This is a genomic window from Gordonia sp. YY1, assembly GCF_009872315.1.
GTDB lineage: Bacteria > Actinomycetota > Actinomycetes > Mycobacteriales > Mycobacteriaceae > Gordonia > Gordonia amicalis.
The window spans coordinates 151,172-169,963 of record NZ_WXYI01000004.1 but is presented as its reverse complement, the minus strand read 5'-3'; the positions used below and the strand labels follow the sequence as shown (position 1 = coordinate 169,963).

Here is an 18,792-nt window from a genome sequence, read left to right as displayed (position 1 = left end):
ACGAGCTGGCGATATCAACCCGCGAGCCTCGGCCGTCGGCTGCCGATGCTCAGTTAGTGCCTCCGACGTCCCAAAGGCTTGTGCGATATGACACCAGCGGTCCGGCCGAGTAGTCTTGCGAAGGATCGCGCAAAACGTTCGCCGCGTCCGCGAAAGACTTGTCGAGTTCCCCTGTGAAGCGGTCTATTTGCGCCTTCGACTTCGTTGCGGGATCGACGACCTTCGGGCTGGTGTGCCACGACGGGATCGGCACTACGCCCTCGGTCAAGTTCGGCCTAAGTGCATCGAGTCTCGCCCAGGCGTCACGAGCGACTAAGCCGTGAAGTAGCACGGCACGGAGCCGTGGAAGCCTGTAGACAAGCTCGGCCAGCGCCTGAGTCGCATCGTCCAGGTCGGCGGGCGAGTAGGAGGCGGTTCCATCAGACCCGTACTTTTGCGACGTAGTCGCGTACCACGGAAACGCATTCCACGCCTGAATGTCACAGACGTCGATGCCGTACTTGGCGAGAAACATCTTGTATCGCTCAGCTGAGCCGTCGACGTTCTCGATACACAGCATTCCCGAGCCGTTCATGTTCTCGGGGTTCGTCTTCGGTCCGGGGTCCTGCAGCAAGGCCAGGACCCGTGCATTTTCACCGCCATAGGTTGGCGCAACGTAGGGGATGAAGCGTTCTGGATGTTCGGCACGCAACCGGTCGACGAGCTTGTTGATCCGTGCGACGTGAGGTTCGTACCGCCGACGGAAGAGATCATCGCGATAAGGCCTACTCGAGCACCACTGCATCGCCGTTCCGTTCTCGTTTGTGCCATTGATTCGGTTCTGTCACCGTGGGACGCCATCCGACACACCTATCATCTTTGTGGGTCTGTCGAGCAGTATGTGGTTTCGTCCGGCACAGCTTCTCCGCTCCCTGTGCGCTCATGAGGACCGCGTCTACTGCGAGTTTCCTGCGCCGCGTCCGAGGTAGGGCGATTGAGCTGCTGGCACTGCAGAGCGGCCTCGCGATACAACCGATCAGGTGACTCGCGCTTTGAATCAGCTCGTCTGTCGGTCATCCCCAGTAAGGTCAAATGGGTTTGGTGACGGTGTAATTGAAGGAGGATGGTCGTATGGACGCCTTCGGTGTCCTCGACGAGGTCCTGGGTGACTATGAAAGCTTCGTCAAGGGTTTCCTGGAGATCAAGGACGATCAGGTCCGCGACCGGGTCGAGAAGGAGATCGAAGACGGCCTGCTCTGGCCCGAACCGTGGCTCGCCCTGAATCCGGCCTTCGAGCCCGGCGGCACGGTGGACGCGTTGGTCGAGCGCGGTCTCCTGCACGCTGACGCGAGCACGGTGTTTCGGGCCCGCACCGAGCACGATCCCGTGGGCGCCGAGATCACCTTCCACCGGCACCAGACCGATGCCTTCGAGATAGCCGCCCGTCATGAGTCCTATGTGCTGACGACCGGAACTGGCTCAGGCAAGTCGATGGCCTATATCGTTCCGATCGTCGACCGCGTTCTTCGGGAGGGCTCCGGCAAGGGTGTGCGTGCCATCATCGTGTACCCGATGAATGCTCTGGCCAACAGTCAGCACAACGAGTTGGAGAAGTTCCTCGGCAAGGTGAACCAGAAGGTCACCTTCCGTCGATACACGGGTCAGGAGAAGAAGGACGAGCGGGAGCAGATTCTCGCCTCGCCCCCGGACATTCTCCTGACCAACTACGTGATGCTCGAACTGATGCTTACCCGCCCACGTGAGCGCCAGGCGCTGATCAACAGCGCGGAGAATTTGTCGTTTCTCGTGTTGGACGAGTTGCACACCTACCGGGGTCGGCAGGGTGCCGACGTTTCCATGCTGGTGAGACGGTTGCGTGGTGCGGTCAGCTCGACTGCGATCCAGTGCATCGGGACGAGCGCGACGCTGGCCGGCCCGGGAACCCACAGCGAGCAACGCCGGCAGGTGGCAGAACTCGCGACTCGCATCTTTGGTGTCGAGATCCCCGCGGCAAACGTCGTGGGGGAGACCCTGCGTCGCGCGACAGAGGGCGAAGCTGATCCCGCCGTGCTCGAGGCACGACTGGGAGCGCCAGCCCCGGAGAGCTGGGAGGAGCTGCGACGTGATGCTCTGGCGATCTGGACCGAGGGTAAGTTCGGCCTGCACACGACCGAAGACGGCACGCTGGCCCGTCGGCGCCCGGTGAAGCTGAGCGACGCAGCCGCAGAGCTCGCTGGGGAGACCGGGGCGGAGGAGCGGGTCTGCCGTGTCAAGCTGCAGGAATTGCTTCTCGCCGGCTCACGTGCGCGGGACACACGTGGCCGTGCGCTGTTTGCATTCAAGCTCCACCAGTTCATCGGCAAAGGTGACACCGTCTACACCACGCTGGAGCCGCCGGCCACTCGGTTCCTCACGACGCAGTATCAGCGGAGCGCACCGAACCGTCCGACGGGACAGCCGCTCTACCCGCTGGCATTCTGCCGTGAGTGTGGCCAGGATTTTCTTGTCGTCGGTCTGGAACGCGGTGGAGAGAAGTTCAGTCCGAGGATCCTCAACTCCGATCTCGGTGAACAGCCCGAGGCCGAGGGTTTGCTGTACCTCCCGGATGGACCGTGGCCAGATGCTTCCGATCGGGCACTTCTCGAACTCGTTCCCGAAGACTGGGTCGTATCCAGTGGATCCGGTGACGTCCTGGACAAGGTCCGCCGCACACGCCTGCCGGAGCCCTATCGCGTCGACGAATACGGCACCATCACTGACGACGGGTTGCCTGTGGCGTTCTTCAGGCGACTCGACTTCTGCCCTTCCTGTAAGACCAGCTATGAGAGCACCCGCACCTCGGAGTTCTCGCGGGTCGCGAGCCTCGGTACCGAAGGCCGCGCCAGCGCGGTCACCGTGCTGTCGCAGTCGGTGGTGAGGGCGCTTCGCGGAGAGTTCGATCTCGACCCTGAGGCCCGAAAGTTCCTGGCGTTCAGCGATAACCGTCAGGACGCGAGTCTTCAGGCCGGCCATTTCAACGATTTCGTGCTCGTCGCTTTGATACGCTCGGCGCTCTATCGAGCGGCGCGGGAGCACGAGAAGGACGATCCGGACGAGCCGTTGACCGACGAGGTGCTCGGACCGAAGGTCGTGAAGGCACTCCGGGGGGACACTCTCAAGTTCTTCGCACGCGATGAGGACACCGCCGATGAACCCCTCCCACGCAAGCGCATTGCCCGCGCTCTGCGAGACGTCGTGACATACCGGTTGTGGGCTGATCTCAAACGCGGATGGCGCATCACCATGCCCAACCTGGAACAGACGGGGCAACTCCGCCTCACCTACGACGGTATCGAATCGCTCGCCGCCGACGACGAGAAATGGTCGACCTGCGGGGAGCCGCTCAGTAGCGCGGCCGCCACCACCAGATCGGAGCTTATGCACGTTCTCCTCGATGAGTTGAGGCGAAACCTGTGCATCGAGACGGAGTTCTTGACCGAGGAAAAGTTCGATGCGGTTCGGCGGACGAGCAGGCAGTGGCTGAAGGATCCGTGGGCCATAGCCGACGAGACGGGAACCTACAGCGGAACCGCCTACCCGGGAAGTCGGCCCAAGACTGCCGGAGCTGGCGCTGATCTCTTCATCTCCGGTTTGGGTGCATACGGTCGGTGGCTGCGAAGGCCCCAGCGATTCCCTGGATTCGACCACGCCATCAGGCCAAAAGATGCCCTGGCCCTGATCGAGTGCCTCATGAAGATGATGGCAACTGCAGGGATTCTGGTGAGAGTCGAGAATCCTCGGCGTCCCACCGGATACCGGGTCAGGTCGGACCTCATTCAGTGGTTGCCGGGGACCGGTCAGTACCGGGCGCCAGATCCGATCCGGGGCAACCAGACACAAGGCCGGGTCAATCCCTACTTTCGTAACCTGTACATCAAGACTGCTCAAGCTTTGGTCGGCCTCGAAGCGCGCGAACACACCGCGCAGGTAGAACCCTCGAAGCGCCAGGATCGGGAGAAAGAGTTCAGCGAAGCCGCGCTGCCCGTCCTCTACTGTTCCCCCACGATGGAACTCGGTGTCGACATCAAGAGCCTCAATGTGGTGGGCATGCGGAATGTCCCGCCCACGCCGGCCAACTACGCGCAGCGCTCGGGTCGCGCGGGCCGGTCGGGTCAACCTGCGATTGCGCTGACCTACTGTGCAACCGGAAACGCTCATGACGCGTACTACTTCCGCCGTAGTCAGGACATGGTGGCCGGCGCTGTTGCGCCTCCGCGGCTGGAACTGGGCAACCAGGATCTTGTGCGGGCGCACGCCCACTCGATCTGGCTCGTGAAGTGCGGCCTGGACCTCAAGGCGAGCATGGTCGACCTTCTCGATATCGACCAGCCCGGTCAGCCGCTTCGCGCAGAAGTGCTGTCCTCGATCGTCGCCGAGAAGAGCCGTACTGCGGCCGCCGCGGCGATCACCCAGGTGCTCGCAGCGTCAGATGAGGTCACTTCTGCGCCCTGGTGGACCGAGAAGTGGGTCGCTGCCACCGTCGCCGAAGCGCCCAAGCGGTTTGATCGCGCCGCCGACCGCTGGCGCAGCCTCTATCGCGAAGCACAGAACGAACTCGACGTGGCCAACCAGACCCTCAAGACCATCGGCGCATCCGAGGCATCGAAGCTGCGTGCTCGTGGCCGTATCTCTGAGGCGCGTGCCGCACTCGATCTACTCAAGGGCCAAGTCGACGACGTCTTGCAAGGCGACTTCTACACCTACCGCTACTTCGCATCCGAGGGCTTCCTACCCGGGTATTCCTTTCCGCGGCTCCCGCTGTCGGCGTTCATCCCGGCAGAACGACGGACACGCAACGGTGAAGGCGACTTCATCCAGCGCCCGCGGTTCATGGCGATCAGTGAGTTCGGGCCGGGGGCATTCATCTATCACGAGGGTGCCCGCTATCAGGTCGACCGCGTGAGTCTGCCCGCACGGGAGGACGGCAGCGGCGTCAACATCACCGAGATCAAACGGTGCAACCTCTGCGGTTATCTCCATGAGACCAGCGACGTGGATCTCTGCCAGCACTGCGGTGGCGGCTCTCTCGACACGATGACCAGCATGATGCGACTGCTGTCTGTCAAGACCCGCCGGCGTGACCGCATCAGTGCCGACGAGGAAGAACGACAACGCGCCGGGCACGAGATCGTCACGACCATTCGCTTTGTGCCGCACGGGGTCCGGGCCGGGCAGTTGACCAGTAGCGTGTCCGTGAACGACCGTGAGCTCGCCACGATGACGTACGGCGATACAGCTCTCATCCGGCGCATGAACGTGGGACTGCGCCGGCGAAAGGACAAGGACACTCGTGGGCACGTACTCGACACCGTCGAGGGCCGCTGGTGTGGTGAGGCCGACCTCGCCAAGAACGAGCACGGGGAGGTCCCTCGGTATCAGCGTGTGGTTCCCTATGTTGAGGACCACCGCAACGCGCTGCTCCTTCATCTTGATCCCTCCGTCCCCGCCGAGGTGCGTATGGTGGCCATGTACGCCCTCAAGCGGGGGATCGAGGCCATCTACCAGCTGGAGAGCAGTGAACTCGCGGTCGAGTCACTGCCGAGCAACACCGGTGACCATGCGTGGTCGCGGCTACTGTTCTTCGAGGCTGCCGAAGGCGGTGCCGGAGTGTTGCGTCGGCTCGCAACCGAGGACGGTGAGCTCCGGGCGGTCGCCCGAAAAGCGATCGAGATCCTGCATTTCGACCCGGACACCGGCAACGACCTGCGCCGCGCCCCGCACGCTGTCGAGGACTGTGCCCAAGCGTGCTACGACTGCCTCCTGTCCTACAGCAATCAATGGGACCACCAGCGGTTGGACCGGCACTGCGTCCTGCCTCTCCTGCAGGAGCTCGCCGTCGCAGGCGTCGCCGTCGGTGCCGGCGGTGAGGACCGGGATTCGCAGCTCGATCGTCTCACGGCGGCATGCGACAGCGAACTCGAGAAGAAGTTCCTCGTCCTGCTCGACGACCGGGGCTATCGGCTACCCGACGATGCTCAGCGCATTGTCGAAGGCTATTACGTACGACCCGATTTCACCTACCACGCCGACGGTATGGATGTTGCGGTGTTCATCGACGGACCGGTCCATGACTCCGCACATCAACAGGGCCGAGATGAACAGCAGCGAAGGCAACTGGAGGACGAGGCGGGCTGGCTGGTGCTGGAGTTCGGATACGCTGACGCCGCCGACGGTTGGCTACAAATCATCGAAGAGAACATCTCGATCTTCGGGAAGGCAAAGGGATAGGGCGTGACGGCACTTGATTACCCGGCGGGCAGTCTCGTTACCGCCCGGGGCCGGGACTGGCTGGTTCTACCGGGGTCGCCCGATGGCACCCTCTTGGTCCGGCCGCTGGGTGGACACGAAGACGAGACATCCGTCCTCCTACCCGACATCGACGACTTCGCTCCCGCCTCATTCGAGCCGCCCACCGTCGACGACCGGGGCGACGCGAGTCGCGCACGTCTTCTCCGCGAGGCGCTACGTCTGTCGTTCAATGCAAGCGGCGGCCCGTTCCGGTCCTTCGCCCGGCTGGCGGTCACTCCCCGCAACTATCAGCTGGTGCCACTGATGATGGCCGCCAAACAGGACGTCACGCGGTTGCTGATCGCCGACGGCGTCGGCATCGGAAAGACGGTCGAAGCCGGCCTGATCGCCGCGGAGCTTCTCGCCACCGGAGAGGTGCAACGACTCGCCGTGCTGTGCTCGCCACAGTTGGCGCCTCAGTGGCAGAGCGAACTCCGACACAAGTTCGGCATCGACGCGCAATTGCTGCTGCCCTCGACGGTGAACCGGCTGATGCGCAGCGTCCCATTCGGTTCCAGCGTGTACGAGCACTATCCGCACCTGGTGATCTCGACCGACTTCATCAAGCAGAAGACGCGGCGTGACGAGTTCGCGATTCATTGCCCCGAACTGGTGATCGTCGATGAGGCGCACACGTGCGTGCCGCATGCGGGGGTGTCGAGGTCGTCCCAGGCGCAACTCCGTTACGCGTTGCTGCGCAGACTCGCCGATGATCCGAGCCGGCACCTGTTGCTGCTCACCGCGACCCCACACAGCGGCGACGACGCCGCGTGGCAATCGCTCATCGGCCTCCTGGACGAGCGGCTCGCAGACCTTCCGCTGGACCTGTCCGGTCCTGCCCGCGAAGCTGATCGAGTCCTTCTGGCCAAGTACATGATTCAGCGTCAACGCGCCGATATTCGCGAGTACCTCCGCGGAGACTTCCAGGAGAACACGCCCTTTCCGGAGCGGGAGACCACGGAGACCGCCTACAAGCTGACCAGATCCTACCGTGACCTGTTCGACGACGTGATGGATTACGTCCGGGAACAGGTGCACGACCCCGCCCTGAGCGTCGTGCGTCAGCGGGTCCGCTGGTGGTCGGCGATCGCGTTGCTGCGCTGCCTGGCCTCCAGTCCGGCCGCAGCCGAACAGACCCTCCTCAACCGCTCCGCCATGGCCGGCGCCGACGACGAAGCCGAGGTCGACGCCTACGCCGAGCCGCGTGTCCTCGACACCGATCTCGATGACTCCGTAGAGGCCGAAGACGTGGCCGTCGGTGCCGACACCGGGGATACGGACGCTCACGACACCAAGGCACGCAAAGAGTTACGGCGACTGGCAGCCGCCGCAGCTGCCCTGAAAGGCCCACGCTCCGATGCCAAGCTCAAACGGGTGATCCCTCTCGTCAAGACGCTGATCGACGACGGCTACCATCCAATCATCTTCTGCCGCTACATCCCCACCGCTGAGTACCTCGCCGAGCACCTCGCAACGGCGCTGGCCAAGAACAAGGCACTCAAGATCGGCGCCGTGACCGGTACGTTGCCCCCGGAAGAACGTGAGGCCCAGGTCGGTGCCCTCACCGGCCACGAAGGTCCGCGACTGTTGATCGCCACCGATTGCCTCTCCGAGGGCATCAACCTGCAGGAGGGATTCACCGCTGTGGTCCACTACGACCTTGCGTGGAACCCCACCCGTCACGAACAACGCGAGGGGCGCGTCGACCGGTTCGGTCAGCAGGCGCCAACCGTGCGCACCGTCACCTACTACGGCGAGGACAACGGCATCGACGGCATCGTGCTCAAGGTGCTGATCCAGCGGCACGAGAACATCAAGAAAGCCCTGGGTGTTTCGGTGCCGATCCCGGTCGACTCCACCACGGTCATGAAGGCGATTTGGGAGTCGATGCTGTTGCGCGGACGAGACGCCGAACAGTTGACCTTCGACTTCGGCGCCGCCACCTCGGCCACACTCGCCGAACGGGTGGAGACCGAATGGGTCAACGCCGCCGAACGGGAGAAGGTCTCCCGAACCCGGTTCCGGCAGGCCGGCCTCAAACCCGAGAGTGTCGAGCAGGTGCTCGGGGAGATGCGCCATGCACTCGGCGGCCCTACGGATGTCGAATCGTTCACCCGCACAGCCCTGTCTCTCATGGGAGCGACCATCAGCGACGACGCGGAGGGATTCACCGCACTCGTCACCACGCTGCCCGCCGCCGTCCGCGACCAGCTCCCGCCCGGCAGAGATGGACGGATCCACTTCCATCGTTCGCTGCCGGTCCCGTCGGGTCACAGCGTGCTCAACCGCACCGACCCGACCGTGGAGGCGCTGGCGCGCTACGTCCTGGAAGCCGCCCTCGATCCACGGCTCGAAGCGGTCGCCCGGCCCGCGCGCCGTGCCGGAGTGATGCGAACGCGCGGCGTCAGCAAGGTCACCACGCTGCTCATGGTGCGGTACCGGATGGAGGTGACCGTTCCCGGGGCGAGCGCCACCGTCACCCAGGTTGCCGAAGAGGCCCGATTCCTGGCATACACGGTCGCCGGAGGTTCGCTCACGTGGCTGCCACGGGCCGATGCCGACGCACTCCTGTCACTCACACCGTCTGGCAACGTCGACGATGCTCTCGCCCGCAAGCAGCTCGGCCGGGCGCTCGAGCGGCTGCCCGAGCTCAACCGGCATCTGGCAGACACGGGCCGAGACGCCGCGAAAGACCTCGTGGCAGAGCACAAAGCCGTACGCAAGGCGTCGCACACCACCGGCAGGGCGCCCGTGGTGCGGTTCCTTCCACCCGTGGACGTGCTCGGTGTCTACGTGTTGCTACCGGAAGGACGTGCACAATGAGCACACTGTCGGTCCACCGGGCTGTCCGCGCCGTCGGCACCGCGTTGCCCGCCGAGGCGTTACCCCGCGCGGGTGACCAGCGGATGCCGGGCCAGCGGGCCGAGGACTACGAACTCCCACCAGGGATGACGCTCAGCGGCGCCATCGCCCGCGCCTGGGAGGCCATGGTTGCCGCCCATCGCCGGTGGATTGCCGCACTCGACCGTCTTCCGGCACACGACCCCGCGACCAAACTGACCCGCGACAAGTGGCTGCTACCACTGCTCTACGAACTCGGTTGGGGCCGGCCCGATGTAGTTGCCGGTGGACTTCCGGTCCCGCTCGGCCTCGGCGAGGAGCAGGCACCGCACTTTCCCATCTCACACCGGGTCACATGGGGTGACTCCGCCGATCCCACCGTCTGGGTCCCGTTGCATCTCGTCGGTGCCGGCATCGACCTGGACACCAGGACCGCGTCGGTGACCGCACGGGCACCGCAGGCCATGGTGCAGGACTACCTCAACCGCGAAGACCGGGCCCTCTGGGCAGTGTTGTCCAACGGCCACCAGCTGCGGCTGCTGCGCGACGCCTCGAGCCTTACGCGCCAGTCCTACGTCGAGTTCGACCTCGACGTCATCTTCTCCGATCAGCTCTACGCTGATTTCCGCCTCCTGTTCCTCACCGTCCACGCCAGCCGATTCGCGCCGCGGCTCGATGTCAAGGCTGCAAAGGTTGCAGCCGACGCCGAGGAGGCCGACGAGGCAGACGCGGAGCAAACCGAACCCAAGCTCGACAATTGCTGGCTGGAACGATGGCGAACCACCGCCATCGACGACGGCGCCCGCGCAATGCTGAACCTACAGCACGGGATCGCTGCAGCCCTCCAGCAACTCGGCACCGGGTTCGTCTCGCACCCCGCCAACATCGAACTGAGAGAGACGCTCGCCGCGGCGTCCGACGCAGACCGCGACCTGCAACGGGCGCTGTTGCGTGTCGCCTACCGGTTGATCGTGTTGTTCGTCGTCGAGGACCGCGGCCTGCTTCACAGCGCCGAAGCGCCGGCAGCCGCGAGGACTCTGTACGCCGCCTACTTCTCCACCGCACGGCTACGCAAACTCGCCGCGTCACCCATCGGCGGCTGGCACACCGATCTGTGGGAGTCGCACCAGATCGTCACCGATGCTCTTGCCGGAGAGGGACTTCCGAACCTCGGCCTCGGCGGGCTGGGAGCAAGTCTGTTCACCCGAGACGCATTGAGCATCCTGGACGGCGCGAGACTGCCCAACCGGGCCTTCCTCGCCGCGATCCGTGCTCTCTCGCAGATCGACGACCCCGTCACCGGCGTCCCGCGCCCCGTCGACTATCGAAATCTCGACAGCGAAGAACTGGGCGGCATGTATGAGGGCTTGCTCGCCTACACTCCTCGATACCACGCCGACGACCGCACCTTCACCCTCGAATTCGCTTCCGGAAACGACCGCAAGAAATCCGGTTCCTACTACACGCCGAGCGACCTCATCGCGCTCGTCCTCGACGAGGCCCTCGACCCGCTCATCGACGAAGCACTCCGTTCCGACGATCCGGAGAGCGCTCTCCTCGATCTCACAGTGGTCGATCCAGCGTGCGGCAGTGGTCATTTCGTTGTCGCGGCGGCTCGTCGTCTGGCGAACGCGCTCGCCACGGTCCGGACCGGAGACACCGAACCGGCCCCTGCTGCGCTCCGCGAGGCCACCGCCGATGTCATCGAGCGCTGCGTCTACGGCGTCGACATCAACGACCTCGCCATTGAGATCGTCAAAGTCGCACTCTGGCTCGAGGCATTTGATGCTGACCGGGCATTTCCCTTCCTGGACGCCCACTTCCGTGTGGGCAACACGCTGCTCGGCGCCACCCCGGAGCTCTTGCGCCACAACATTCCTGACACGGCATTCGTGGCCCTCGGGGATGACGACAAGGAATGGACCAAGAAGCTCAAGTCCCGCAACAAAGCAGAACGCAATGCCGACGCGGAGCAGCTGACGATCTCGTTCGGGTCAGAGAGCCTGGACGTCGAGACCCGTCAGTTCACCAAAGCGGCACGCGATGCCGACGCCGGCACAGCGGCCTCCGTAGCAGCGATGCGCGAACGAGCCGACGCGTGGCGGCGACTCGAAGAAGACCCCGATCTCGTCGCCACCAAACTCGTCGCGGACGCCTGGTGCGCGGCATTCGTTCAGCACAAGACGGAGACGTCAGGGCAGGGCATCACATATGGCACTCTGCGGCAATTGTCCGAGAGTCCGGAATCTGTACCGGACACTGTCATCGCCCAGATCAACAATCTGGCGCGACAGTATCGATTCTTCCACTGGCACCTGGAGTTTCCGGGGATCTTCACTGTCGATGGTGACGACAACGCGAACAGTGAGGCAGGATGGGCCGGCGGGTTTTCGTGCGTCGTGGGAAATCCACCGTGGGAGCGAGTGAAGATCCAGGACAAGGAGTTTTTCGCCAACGCGGGCCGCCGTGACATCGAGGGCGCGAAGACGGCAGCCATCCGCAAGAGCATGATCGAGGAACTCGAAGACACCGACCCGGACCTGTTCCGCGAATACCAAGACACTCTGCGGCAGTCGGATGCCACCGCTCACTTGCTTCTCAAGAGTGGGCGATATCCATTTACTGGGCGAGGGGACGTCAACACTTACAGTGTGTTCGCCGAGACCATGCGTACAGTCGCGGGTCCCGCCGGCGCAGCGGGGATCATCACGCCGACCGGGCTGGCCACCGACAAGACCACGTCGGAGTTCTTCGCGAATACGCTGAGTCACCATCGGCTGTATGCGTTCTACGACTTCGACAACGAAGCGAAGATCTTCCGCGATGTCCACCATTCGTACCGGTTTGCTGTAACCGTAATGAACGGGGCAGAGCGTCGAGTTCGACGCACCAAGTTCGCTTTTCTCAACCGGCATATCTCCGACGTCGCCGAGAAGCGGTTCCAGTTGGCGGCTAAAGAAGTTTTGGCGCTGAACCCAAACACTGGAACCCTGCCGATGTTCCGCAGTCGGACGGATGCAGACATTACTCTCGGCATCTACTCGCGCCATCCCGTGCTGATCCGTGACGACGACCCCGACGGAAACCCTTGGGGACTATCTTTCCTGGCAATGTTTCATATGGCGAATGATTCCGGGCTGTTTCACACGCCCGACGACTTGGTCGATGCTAAATTCAACGGCTGGTCGTATAAGCGGCACGGCAAGGAGTACGTACCGCTTTACGAAGCAAAGATGCTCAGCCACTACGACCACCGGTTCTCGACCTACAAGGGCGCGACACAAGCGCAACTCAATGTCGGCTCGCTGCCGCGCCTCACGGATGAGGAGCACGACGATCCACGCGTCGAACCGTTGGCGAGGTACTGGGTAGATCGGAGTGACGTTAACGCCAAGCTCGAGGGAAAATGGGATCGACGCTGGTTCTTGGGTTGGCGAAGCATCGCACGCGCGAGTGATTCTCGCACTTTTGTGCCCGCGGTCTTTCCCGCATCGGCAGTTAGCGGCAAGCTACCCGTGGCATTGCCTGCGGATCTGCTGAGTTCGCCTTTGCTTCATGCTACTTGGTCAACAATGATATTCGACTATGTTACGAGACAGAAGAGTAGTGGCGCTGACGTAGCTTTCTTTGTGGTGAAGCAACTGTCAGTTCCACGTCCTGGCATGTTTGCGGAGGCTGCTCCGTGGAGACGCAGTTCGGCGCTCTCCCTTTGGGTTCTTCCCTACGTTGTCGAACTCACCTACACATCGTTGCGTGTCAAGCCATACGCCGAAGATCTCGGCGACGCGGGGCCGCCCTTCAGGTGGGACCCCGAGCGTCGAGCTCTGCTCCGGGCCGAACTCGACGCTGGGTTTCTGCATGTTTACGGCCTCGGTCGCGCAGAGGCTGAGCACGTGCTGGATTCTTTTCCAGTCGTCCGGAAGTTCGAGGAGCGCGATCTCGGTGAGTACCGGACACGCCGTCTGGTCCTCGAAGCCTACGACCGGATGTCCGTAGCGATCGAGAACGGGGGCACGGGGTGGAAGTCCCTGGTAACCCCCGCCCCTGGACACGGACCACGCCACCCCGAATAGTCAGGAGAGGACGAAGGTTGCCCACACTCGCCATCGACAAGGGATTCCTCAAAGACCTGGGCAAGCTGGAGAAGCCGGTCTACAGACGCGTCACCGAGGTCTTCGACGAATTCGACGCCGCCACCCACACAGGCTTGCACCTGGAGAAGATCGCCAACGCCCGCAACCCGAACTTCCGCTCGATCCGCATCGACCAGTCGTGGCGGGGTATCGTCCTCGCTCCCAACCGTGGTGACGTGTACACCCTGCTCAAGGTGTTGCCCCACGATGATGCCTACGCGTGGGCACAACGTAGCAACGTCTCGGTCAATTCGGCGACAGGCGTCATCGAGATCCGCGACGAAGCCGAACTCGACCGCCATCTTCCCGAACAGCAAGAGCAGACGATGGGCGCGAGTGCGCCCATCTTCGCTGGGATCAAGGACGGCGAGCTGACTAAACTGGGTATCGACGAGAAAGTGCTGGCGTTCGCCCGGACCGTGACTAACCCGGCGCAACTCGATGCCGCGAAAACGTTTCTCCCGGAACTTCAATGGGACGTGTTGTTCGGTCTTGCCGCAGGTTACACACCTGAGGAGGTGTGGGCCGACCTCGGTGCGCACATCCTCAGTGAGCCTATCGACACCGAGGATCTCGACGCGGCGATCTTGCGCAGCAACGAGCGAGTCGTCTTGGTCAGTGGCCCCGATGAACTGATGGACGTCTTCGCCTACCCGTTCGCGACCTGGCGTGTGTATCTGCACCCCACGCAGCGGGCGGCCGTCGAAGCCGTATACAAGGGACCCGCACGAGTGACCGGCGGGCCAGGCACCGGAAAGACCGTCGTCGCGCTGCATCGTGCGTACACACTCGCCAAACGCGGAGCCGGCAAGGTGCTTGTCACGACCTTCACCTCCACACTGTCCGACAGCCTGCGAACGGGTCTGGACATGCTCGTCGACGACGACACGGCCGACAGCCGGATCGAGGTGTCCCACGTTGACCGAATCGCGCATCGCGTCTTCCGGAAGAAGCACGGTGCTCCACACATGATCACGTCCGATGACGAGACCGCGTTGTGGACGGAACTGATCGGAACGTTGGGGCTCAGCTTCAGCGCAGTCTTTCTCGCCGAGGAATGGCGTCAAGTGGTGTTGGCGCGCCGAATCTCCTCCGCGAGCGATTATCTCGCTGCCAAACGGACCGGCCGTGGCCGCGCTCTGGGTTCGGCCCAGCGCGCCCAGGTGTGGCAGGCGATCTGGGACTTCGAACAAACCCTTCTTCAACGGAGCCTCTGGACTCACGAGACGATCCGACGGGAGGCCACCCGTCTCCTCGAAACGGCGTCGGACAAGCCGTTTCGGCACATCGTCGTCGACGAAGCCCAAGATCTCAGTCCCGACCAGTGGCGACTCCTCCGCGCTTCGGTTGCCGAAGCTCCCGACGACATGTTCATTGCGGGGGATACGCACCAGCGCATCTACGACCATCGGGTCAGTTTTCGCGAAGTCGGGATCAAGATCGCCGGTCGCTCCACGCGACTGAACATCAACTACCGCACGACCGCGGAGATCCTCGGGTGGAGTCTGGGCCTGCTTCGGGGCGAGCCGATCGACGACATGGAAGGCGGCCTCGATTCGATCGCTGGCTGCAAGTCGTACGTACACGGTGGAAGGCCACGACTGAGCGGCCTAGCGAGCGCGGAGGACGAGGCCGATCACATCGCTGGCGCAGTTCGCGCGTGGCTGGACAAGGGAATAGGCCTGTCAGAGATCGGCATCGCGGTCCGCGCCAGATGGACCGCGTCAAAGATCGAACAGGCAATGACTACGGCAGGAATCGACTACATCGACCTGGCGAAAGCCGATGAGGACGACGACGCCGTGCGGATCGGGACCATGCATCGGATGAAGGGTCTCGAGTTCCGATGCATGGTTGTCGCTGGCGTCGGCGCGAAATTCGTACCCGCGGCGAATGCGGTGACCGCAGCCGAGGACGACAAGCAGACCCACGACCAGGACCTCGAACGGGAACGCTGCCTGCTCTTCGTGGCATGCACCCGCGCCCGTGAGGAACTACTCGTCACCTGGCACGGCCAGGCCAGTCCATTCGTCACCGCGCTGCAGAAGAGCTGAACAGGAGAACGCCATGACCCGCCTCTCGACCTTGCTCGACGAAATCGATTCGGGCGCCGTACTGCTTCCCGAGTTCCAGCGCGGTTACGTCTGGAACCGAGACCAAGTGCGCGGTCTGATGAGGTCGCTTTACCGCGGATATCCGGTGGGTGGGTTGTTGATGTGGGAGACCACCTCAGATGACATCACCGTGCGAGGCCGAGTCGGGGGCAGTGGAACGCGTCAGCTGCTGCTGGACGGTCAGCAGCGAGTGACGTCGATGTACGGCGTCATCCGTGGCACACCGCCCCCGTTCTTCGAAGGAGACGCCAACGCCTTCACCGGACTGCACTTCAATGTCGCCACCGAGGTGTTCGAGTTCTACACACCGACCAAGATGGCAGGCGACCCGACCTGGGTCAGCGTGACCGAGCTGTTCCGGAAAGGTCCGTTCGAGTACCTGACCGCGTTCCCCGACGTTGAGCGAGAGGTGCTCAACACCTATCTGGAGCGATTGAACCGCATCAAAGAAATCGAGAACCGAAACTTCAACCAGGAGAAGATCACCGGAGCGGGTAAGACAGTCGACGAGGTTGTCGACATCTTCAACAAAGTCAACTCTGGCGGTACGAAGCTGTCCAAGGGCGATCTCGCACTCGCCAAACTGTGCGCCGAGTGGCCGGAAGCGAGGAAAGAGCTGAGGGATGACCTGGAGCGATGGCGCAGAGCCGGCTTCAAGTTCTCCCTCGAATGGTTGCTGCGAAACGCCACTGCGGTTGCACGGGGCCGAGCGTTGTTTTCGTCTTTGAGCGAGGTGTCGGCTGACGAGTTCCAGCGTGCGTTGAACCTTTCGGTCAACTACATTGGCACCTTTCTTGATGCGACCTCCGGACGTCTCGGGCTCGATCACGACCGAGTTCTGATGGGGCGTTACGCAACGCCGGTCGTCTCTCGGCTCCTCCACACGAACGGAGGCGGATTCTCCGACAGCGTGCATCGGGACAAGGTTCTCTACTGGTACGTCCATTCCGCTCTGTGGGGACGGTTCAGCGGCTCGACCGAGACGGTGCTCCAGCAGGACTACGACACCATCGAGAGAGGCGGCGTAGATGCACTGATCGCCGCACTGGAGCGTGCTCGCGGCGGGAATCTGTCCATCGGTCCGGACGATTTCTCGGGGGCAACGAGGGGCGCGCGGTTCTATCCGCTGCTCTACATGCTGACGCGTGTCGACGGCGCACGAGACTTCGGCAGCGGATTGGAGCTCCGCGCCGAGCTGCTCGGAAAACTGACATCGCTGCAAGTGCATCACATCTTCCCGAAGGCATTGCTGCGCAAGCACGGATTCGAGCGAAACGAGATCAACGCGCTGGCCAACTTCTGTTTCCTGACTCAAGACACCAACATCAAGATCGGTAAGCGCGATCCTGCCGACTACCTACCCGAGGTACAGACAAAACACCCGGGAGTCCTGGAATCGCAATGGATTCCCACGGACCCCGAGCTGTGGCGAGTCGATCGTTACGCTGATTTCCTCGCAGCTCGCCGCGAACTGCTCGCCGAGTCGGCACAACGATTTCTCGAGAGCCTTCGCAATCCGGACGGGCCCCACGTAGAGGCGTCACTGCAGCGTCTCGATGTGGCTGAAGAAGTCGTCGACGATCCGCGCACCGCGCAAGTCCAGGCGCTGGTCGACGAGCTGATGCGCCGAGGGTTCGCAGCGCCCGTCGTGGACACCGAAGTCGCCGATCCCGTGACGGGAGTCGAACTTGCTGTGGCCGAGGCATTCTGGCCTGACGGACTCCAGGCGGGAGTCGGCGTACCGGTCGTCCTCGAGCTCGATCCCGAAGAGGCAGATCTGCCTCGGCTGGAGGAACTCGGATACCGAGTCTTCACGTCGGTGGATGCGCTGCTGGGTTTCGTGGAGAACGAGAGCCTTGCAGCGGTTGGCGGGGAGGTGGCGGAGGAACCCGCGCCATCCTCAACGGCCCCTGATCTCGGAGCTGTTGCCGATCGGTTCGCGGAGCGTATGACGGAGGTCTACAGTCGTGCCTTGGCAGAGGTTGGGTACAACGCCACCCAGTACCGTGCCATGCTCGCCCAACTCGGACCGCACGAGACCGCACGCCGGTTGTTGGCAGCTCCCGCGGTATCTGACGGTTTCGCTGTGCTGTGGGAGCACGGACGGATGGACCTCACCGTCGAGGCAGTCGTAGTCGAGCCAGAATTTGCCAAGCTTTTTTCCGAAGGGGAGTTGGCGGTGGCCAGACGACGACTCGACCAGTTCGGTTACCAAGCAAAATCTTAAGCTTGAACATAGTAGATCCAACAAGGCCGATCCGCCTATCGGAAGTGTGCCCACATTCGCTCTAGCGGGATGCGACGTAGCGACCTCAACGCGCGCTCGACGGCGGAGGCGACTACCCCGCCGACCATGCATTGCCTGCCTAAGACCGGAGCCCATGAACTAGTGCCCTGAGTCATTAATTGTCATTCGGTTGTTAGGCTGGGGAATGGCAACCCGGGGTCCGCGAGCAGTGGATGTTGTTCTGACCGATGATGAGCGCCGTGAGCTCGAAGGGTGGGCGCGTCGGCGAACGTCGGCCTCGGGTTTGGCGATGCGATCACGAATCGTTCTCGCTGCCGCTGATGGCGGGTCGAATACCGAAGTGGCACAACGACTCGGCCTCAACCGAGGTACCGTGCGGCGATGGCGAGGCCGGTTCGTCGAGCACCGCTGCGAGGGGTTGCTCGACGAACCCCGGCCCGGGCGACCTCGAACCGTCGGCGACGAGCAGATCAAAGACCTGATCACCGCAACTCTCGAGACCACGCCGAAGAATGCGACACACTGGTCGGCTCGGTCGATGGCTGAGCATCTCGACATGTCGCAGTCAACTGTTTCGCGTGTATGGAGAGCGTTCGGATTGGCTCCACACAAACAGGAGTCGTGGAAGCTGTCGAAAGATCCCATGTTCACCGAGAAGGTCCGCGACGTCGTCGGGCTCTACATGAACCCACCCGAACGTGCCCTGGTGCTCTGCGTTGACGAGAAGACCCAGATCCAAGCTCTCGATCGCACCCAGCCGATCTTTCCCATGCTCCCGGGCACCCCGCAACGGGCCAGCCACGACTACGTGCGCAACGGCACCTCCAGCCTGTACGCGGCGTTGGACATCGCGTCGGGCAAAGTCATCGGTTCGCTTCACTCACGGCATCGCGCAACGGAATTCATCGGATTCCTCCGCAAGATCGACGCCGAGGTGCCCGACGAGCTCGACGTCCACCTGGTCATGGACAATGCCTCCACCCACAAGACACCCGCGGTCAAGCGATGGCTGACCGCGCACCCGCGGTTTGTTGTCCACTTCACTCCCACCAGCTCATCCTGGATGAACCTCGTCGAACGCTGGTTCGCCGAACTGACCACCAAGAAACTCCAATGAATCGCCCCGGGTTTGTCGGAGGCTCTCGAACCT

At 63.1% G+C, this 18,792-nt stretch carries 6 protein-coding genes and 1 pseudogene; 6 read left to right on the top strand and 1 reads right to left on the bottom strand.

Annotated elements, in window-relative coordinates:
- Positions 1 to 49: 49 nt before the first annotated feature.
- Entirely contained in the window at positions 50 to 784 is a 735-nt protein-coding gene (locus tag BPODLACK_RS07810) for a uracil-DNA glycosylase (protein WP_159405040.1), read from the bottom strand.
- Positions 785 to 1,110: 326 nt separating this feature from the next.
- Between BPODLACK_RS07810 and BPODLACK_RS07805 the strand changes: the two genes are divergently transcribed.
- The 6 genes and pseudogenes from BPODLACK_RS07805 to BPODLACK_RS07780 all read left to right on the top strand — a co-directional run.
- Positions 1,111 to 6,246 carry a DEAD/DEAH box helicase gene (locus BPODLACK_RS07805; RefSeq protein WP_159405039.1) on the top strand — a complete coding sequence of 1,712 codons (5,136 nt, stop codon included), beginning with the start codon at positions 1,111 to 1,113 and terminating at the stop codon, positions 6,244 to 6,246.
- Positions 6,247 to 6,249: 3 nt separating this feature from the next.
- A complete protein-coding gene (locus BPODLACK_RS07800; protein ID WP_159405038.1) occupies positions 6,250 to 9,129 on the top strand; it encodes a helicase-related protein in 2,880 nt (959 codons plus the stop codon).
- Positions 9,126 to 13,220, top strand: a complete 4,095-nt coding sequence (locus BPODLACK_RS07795) for an Eco57I restriction-modification methylase domain-containing protein (RefSeq protein WP_159405037.1) — start codon at positions 9,126 to 9,128, stop codon at positions 13,218 to 13,220. The genes BPODLACK_RS07800 and BPODLACK_RS07795 overlap by 4 nt, the downstream gene beginning before the upstream one ends.
- A 17-nt stretch (positions 13,221 to 13,237) precedes the next feature.
- Entirely contained in the window at positions 13,238 to 15,334 is a 2,097-nt protein-coding gene (locus tag BPODLACK_RS07790) for a UvrD-helicase domain-containing protein (protein WP_159405036.1), read from the top strand.
- A 13-nt stretch (positions 15,335 to 15,347) separates the two neighbouring features.
- Positions 15,348 to 17,621: a GmrSD restriction endonuclease domain-containing protein gene (locus BPODLACK_RS07785; RefSeq protein ID WP_159405035.1), complete on the top strand. Its 2,274-nt coding sequence runs from the start codon at positions 15,348 to 15,350 to the stop codon at positions 17,619 to 17,621.
- 205 nt (positions 17,622 to 17,826) lie between these two features.
- A pseudogene (locus BPODLACK_RS07780) lies at positions 17,827 to 18,756 on the top strand (IS630 family transposase); the annotation flags it as partial.
- Positions 18,757 to 18,792 lie beyond the last annotated feature (36 nt).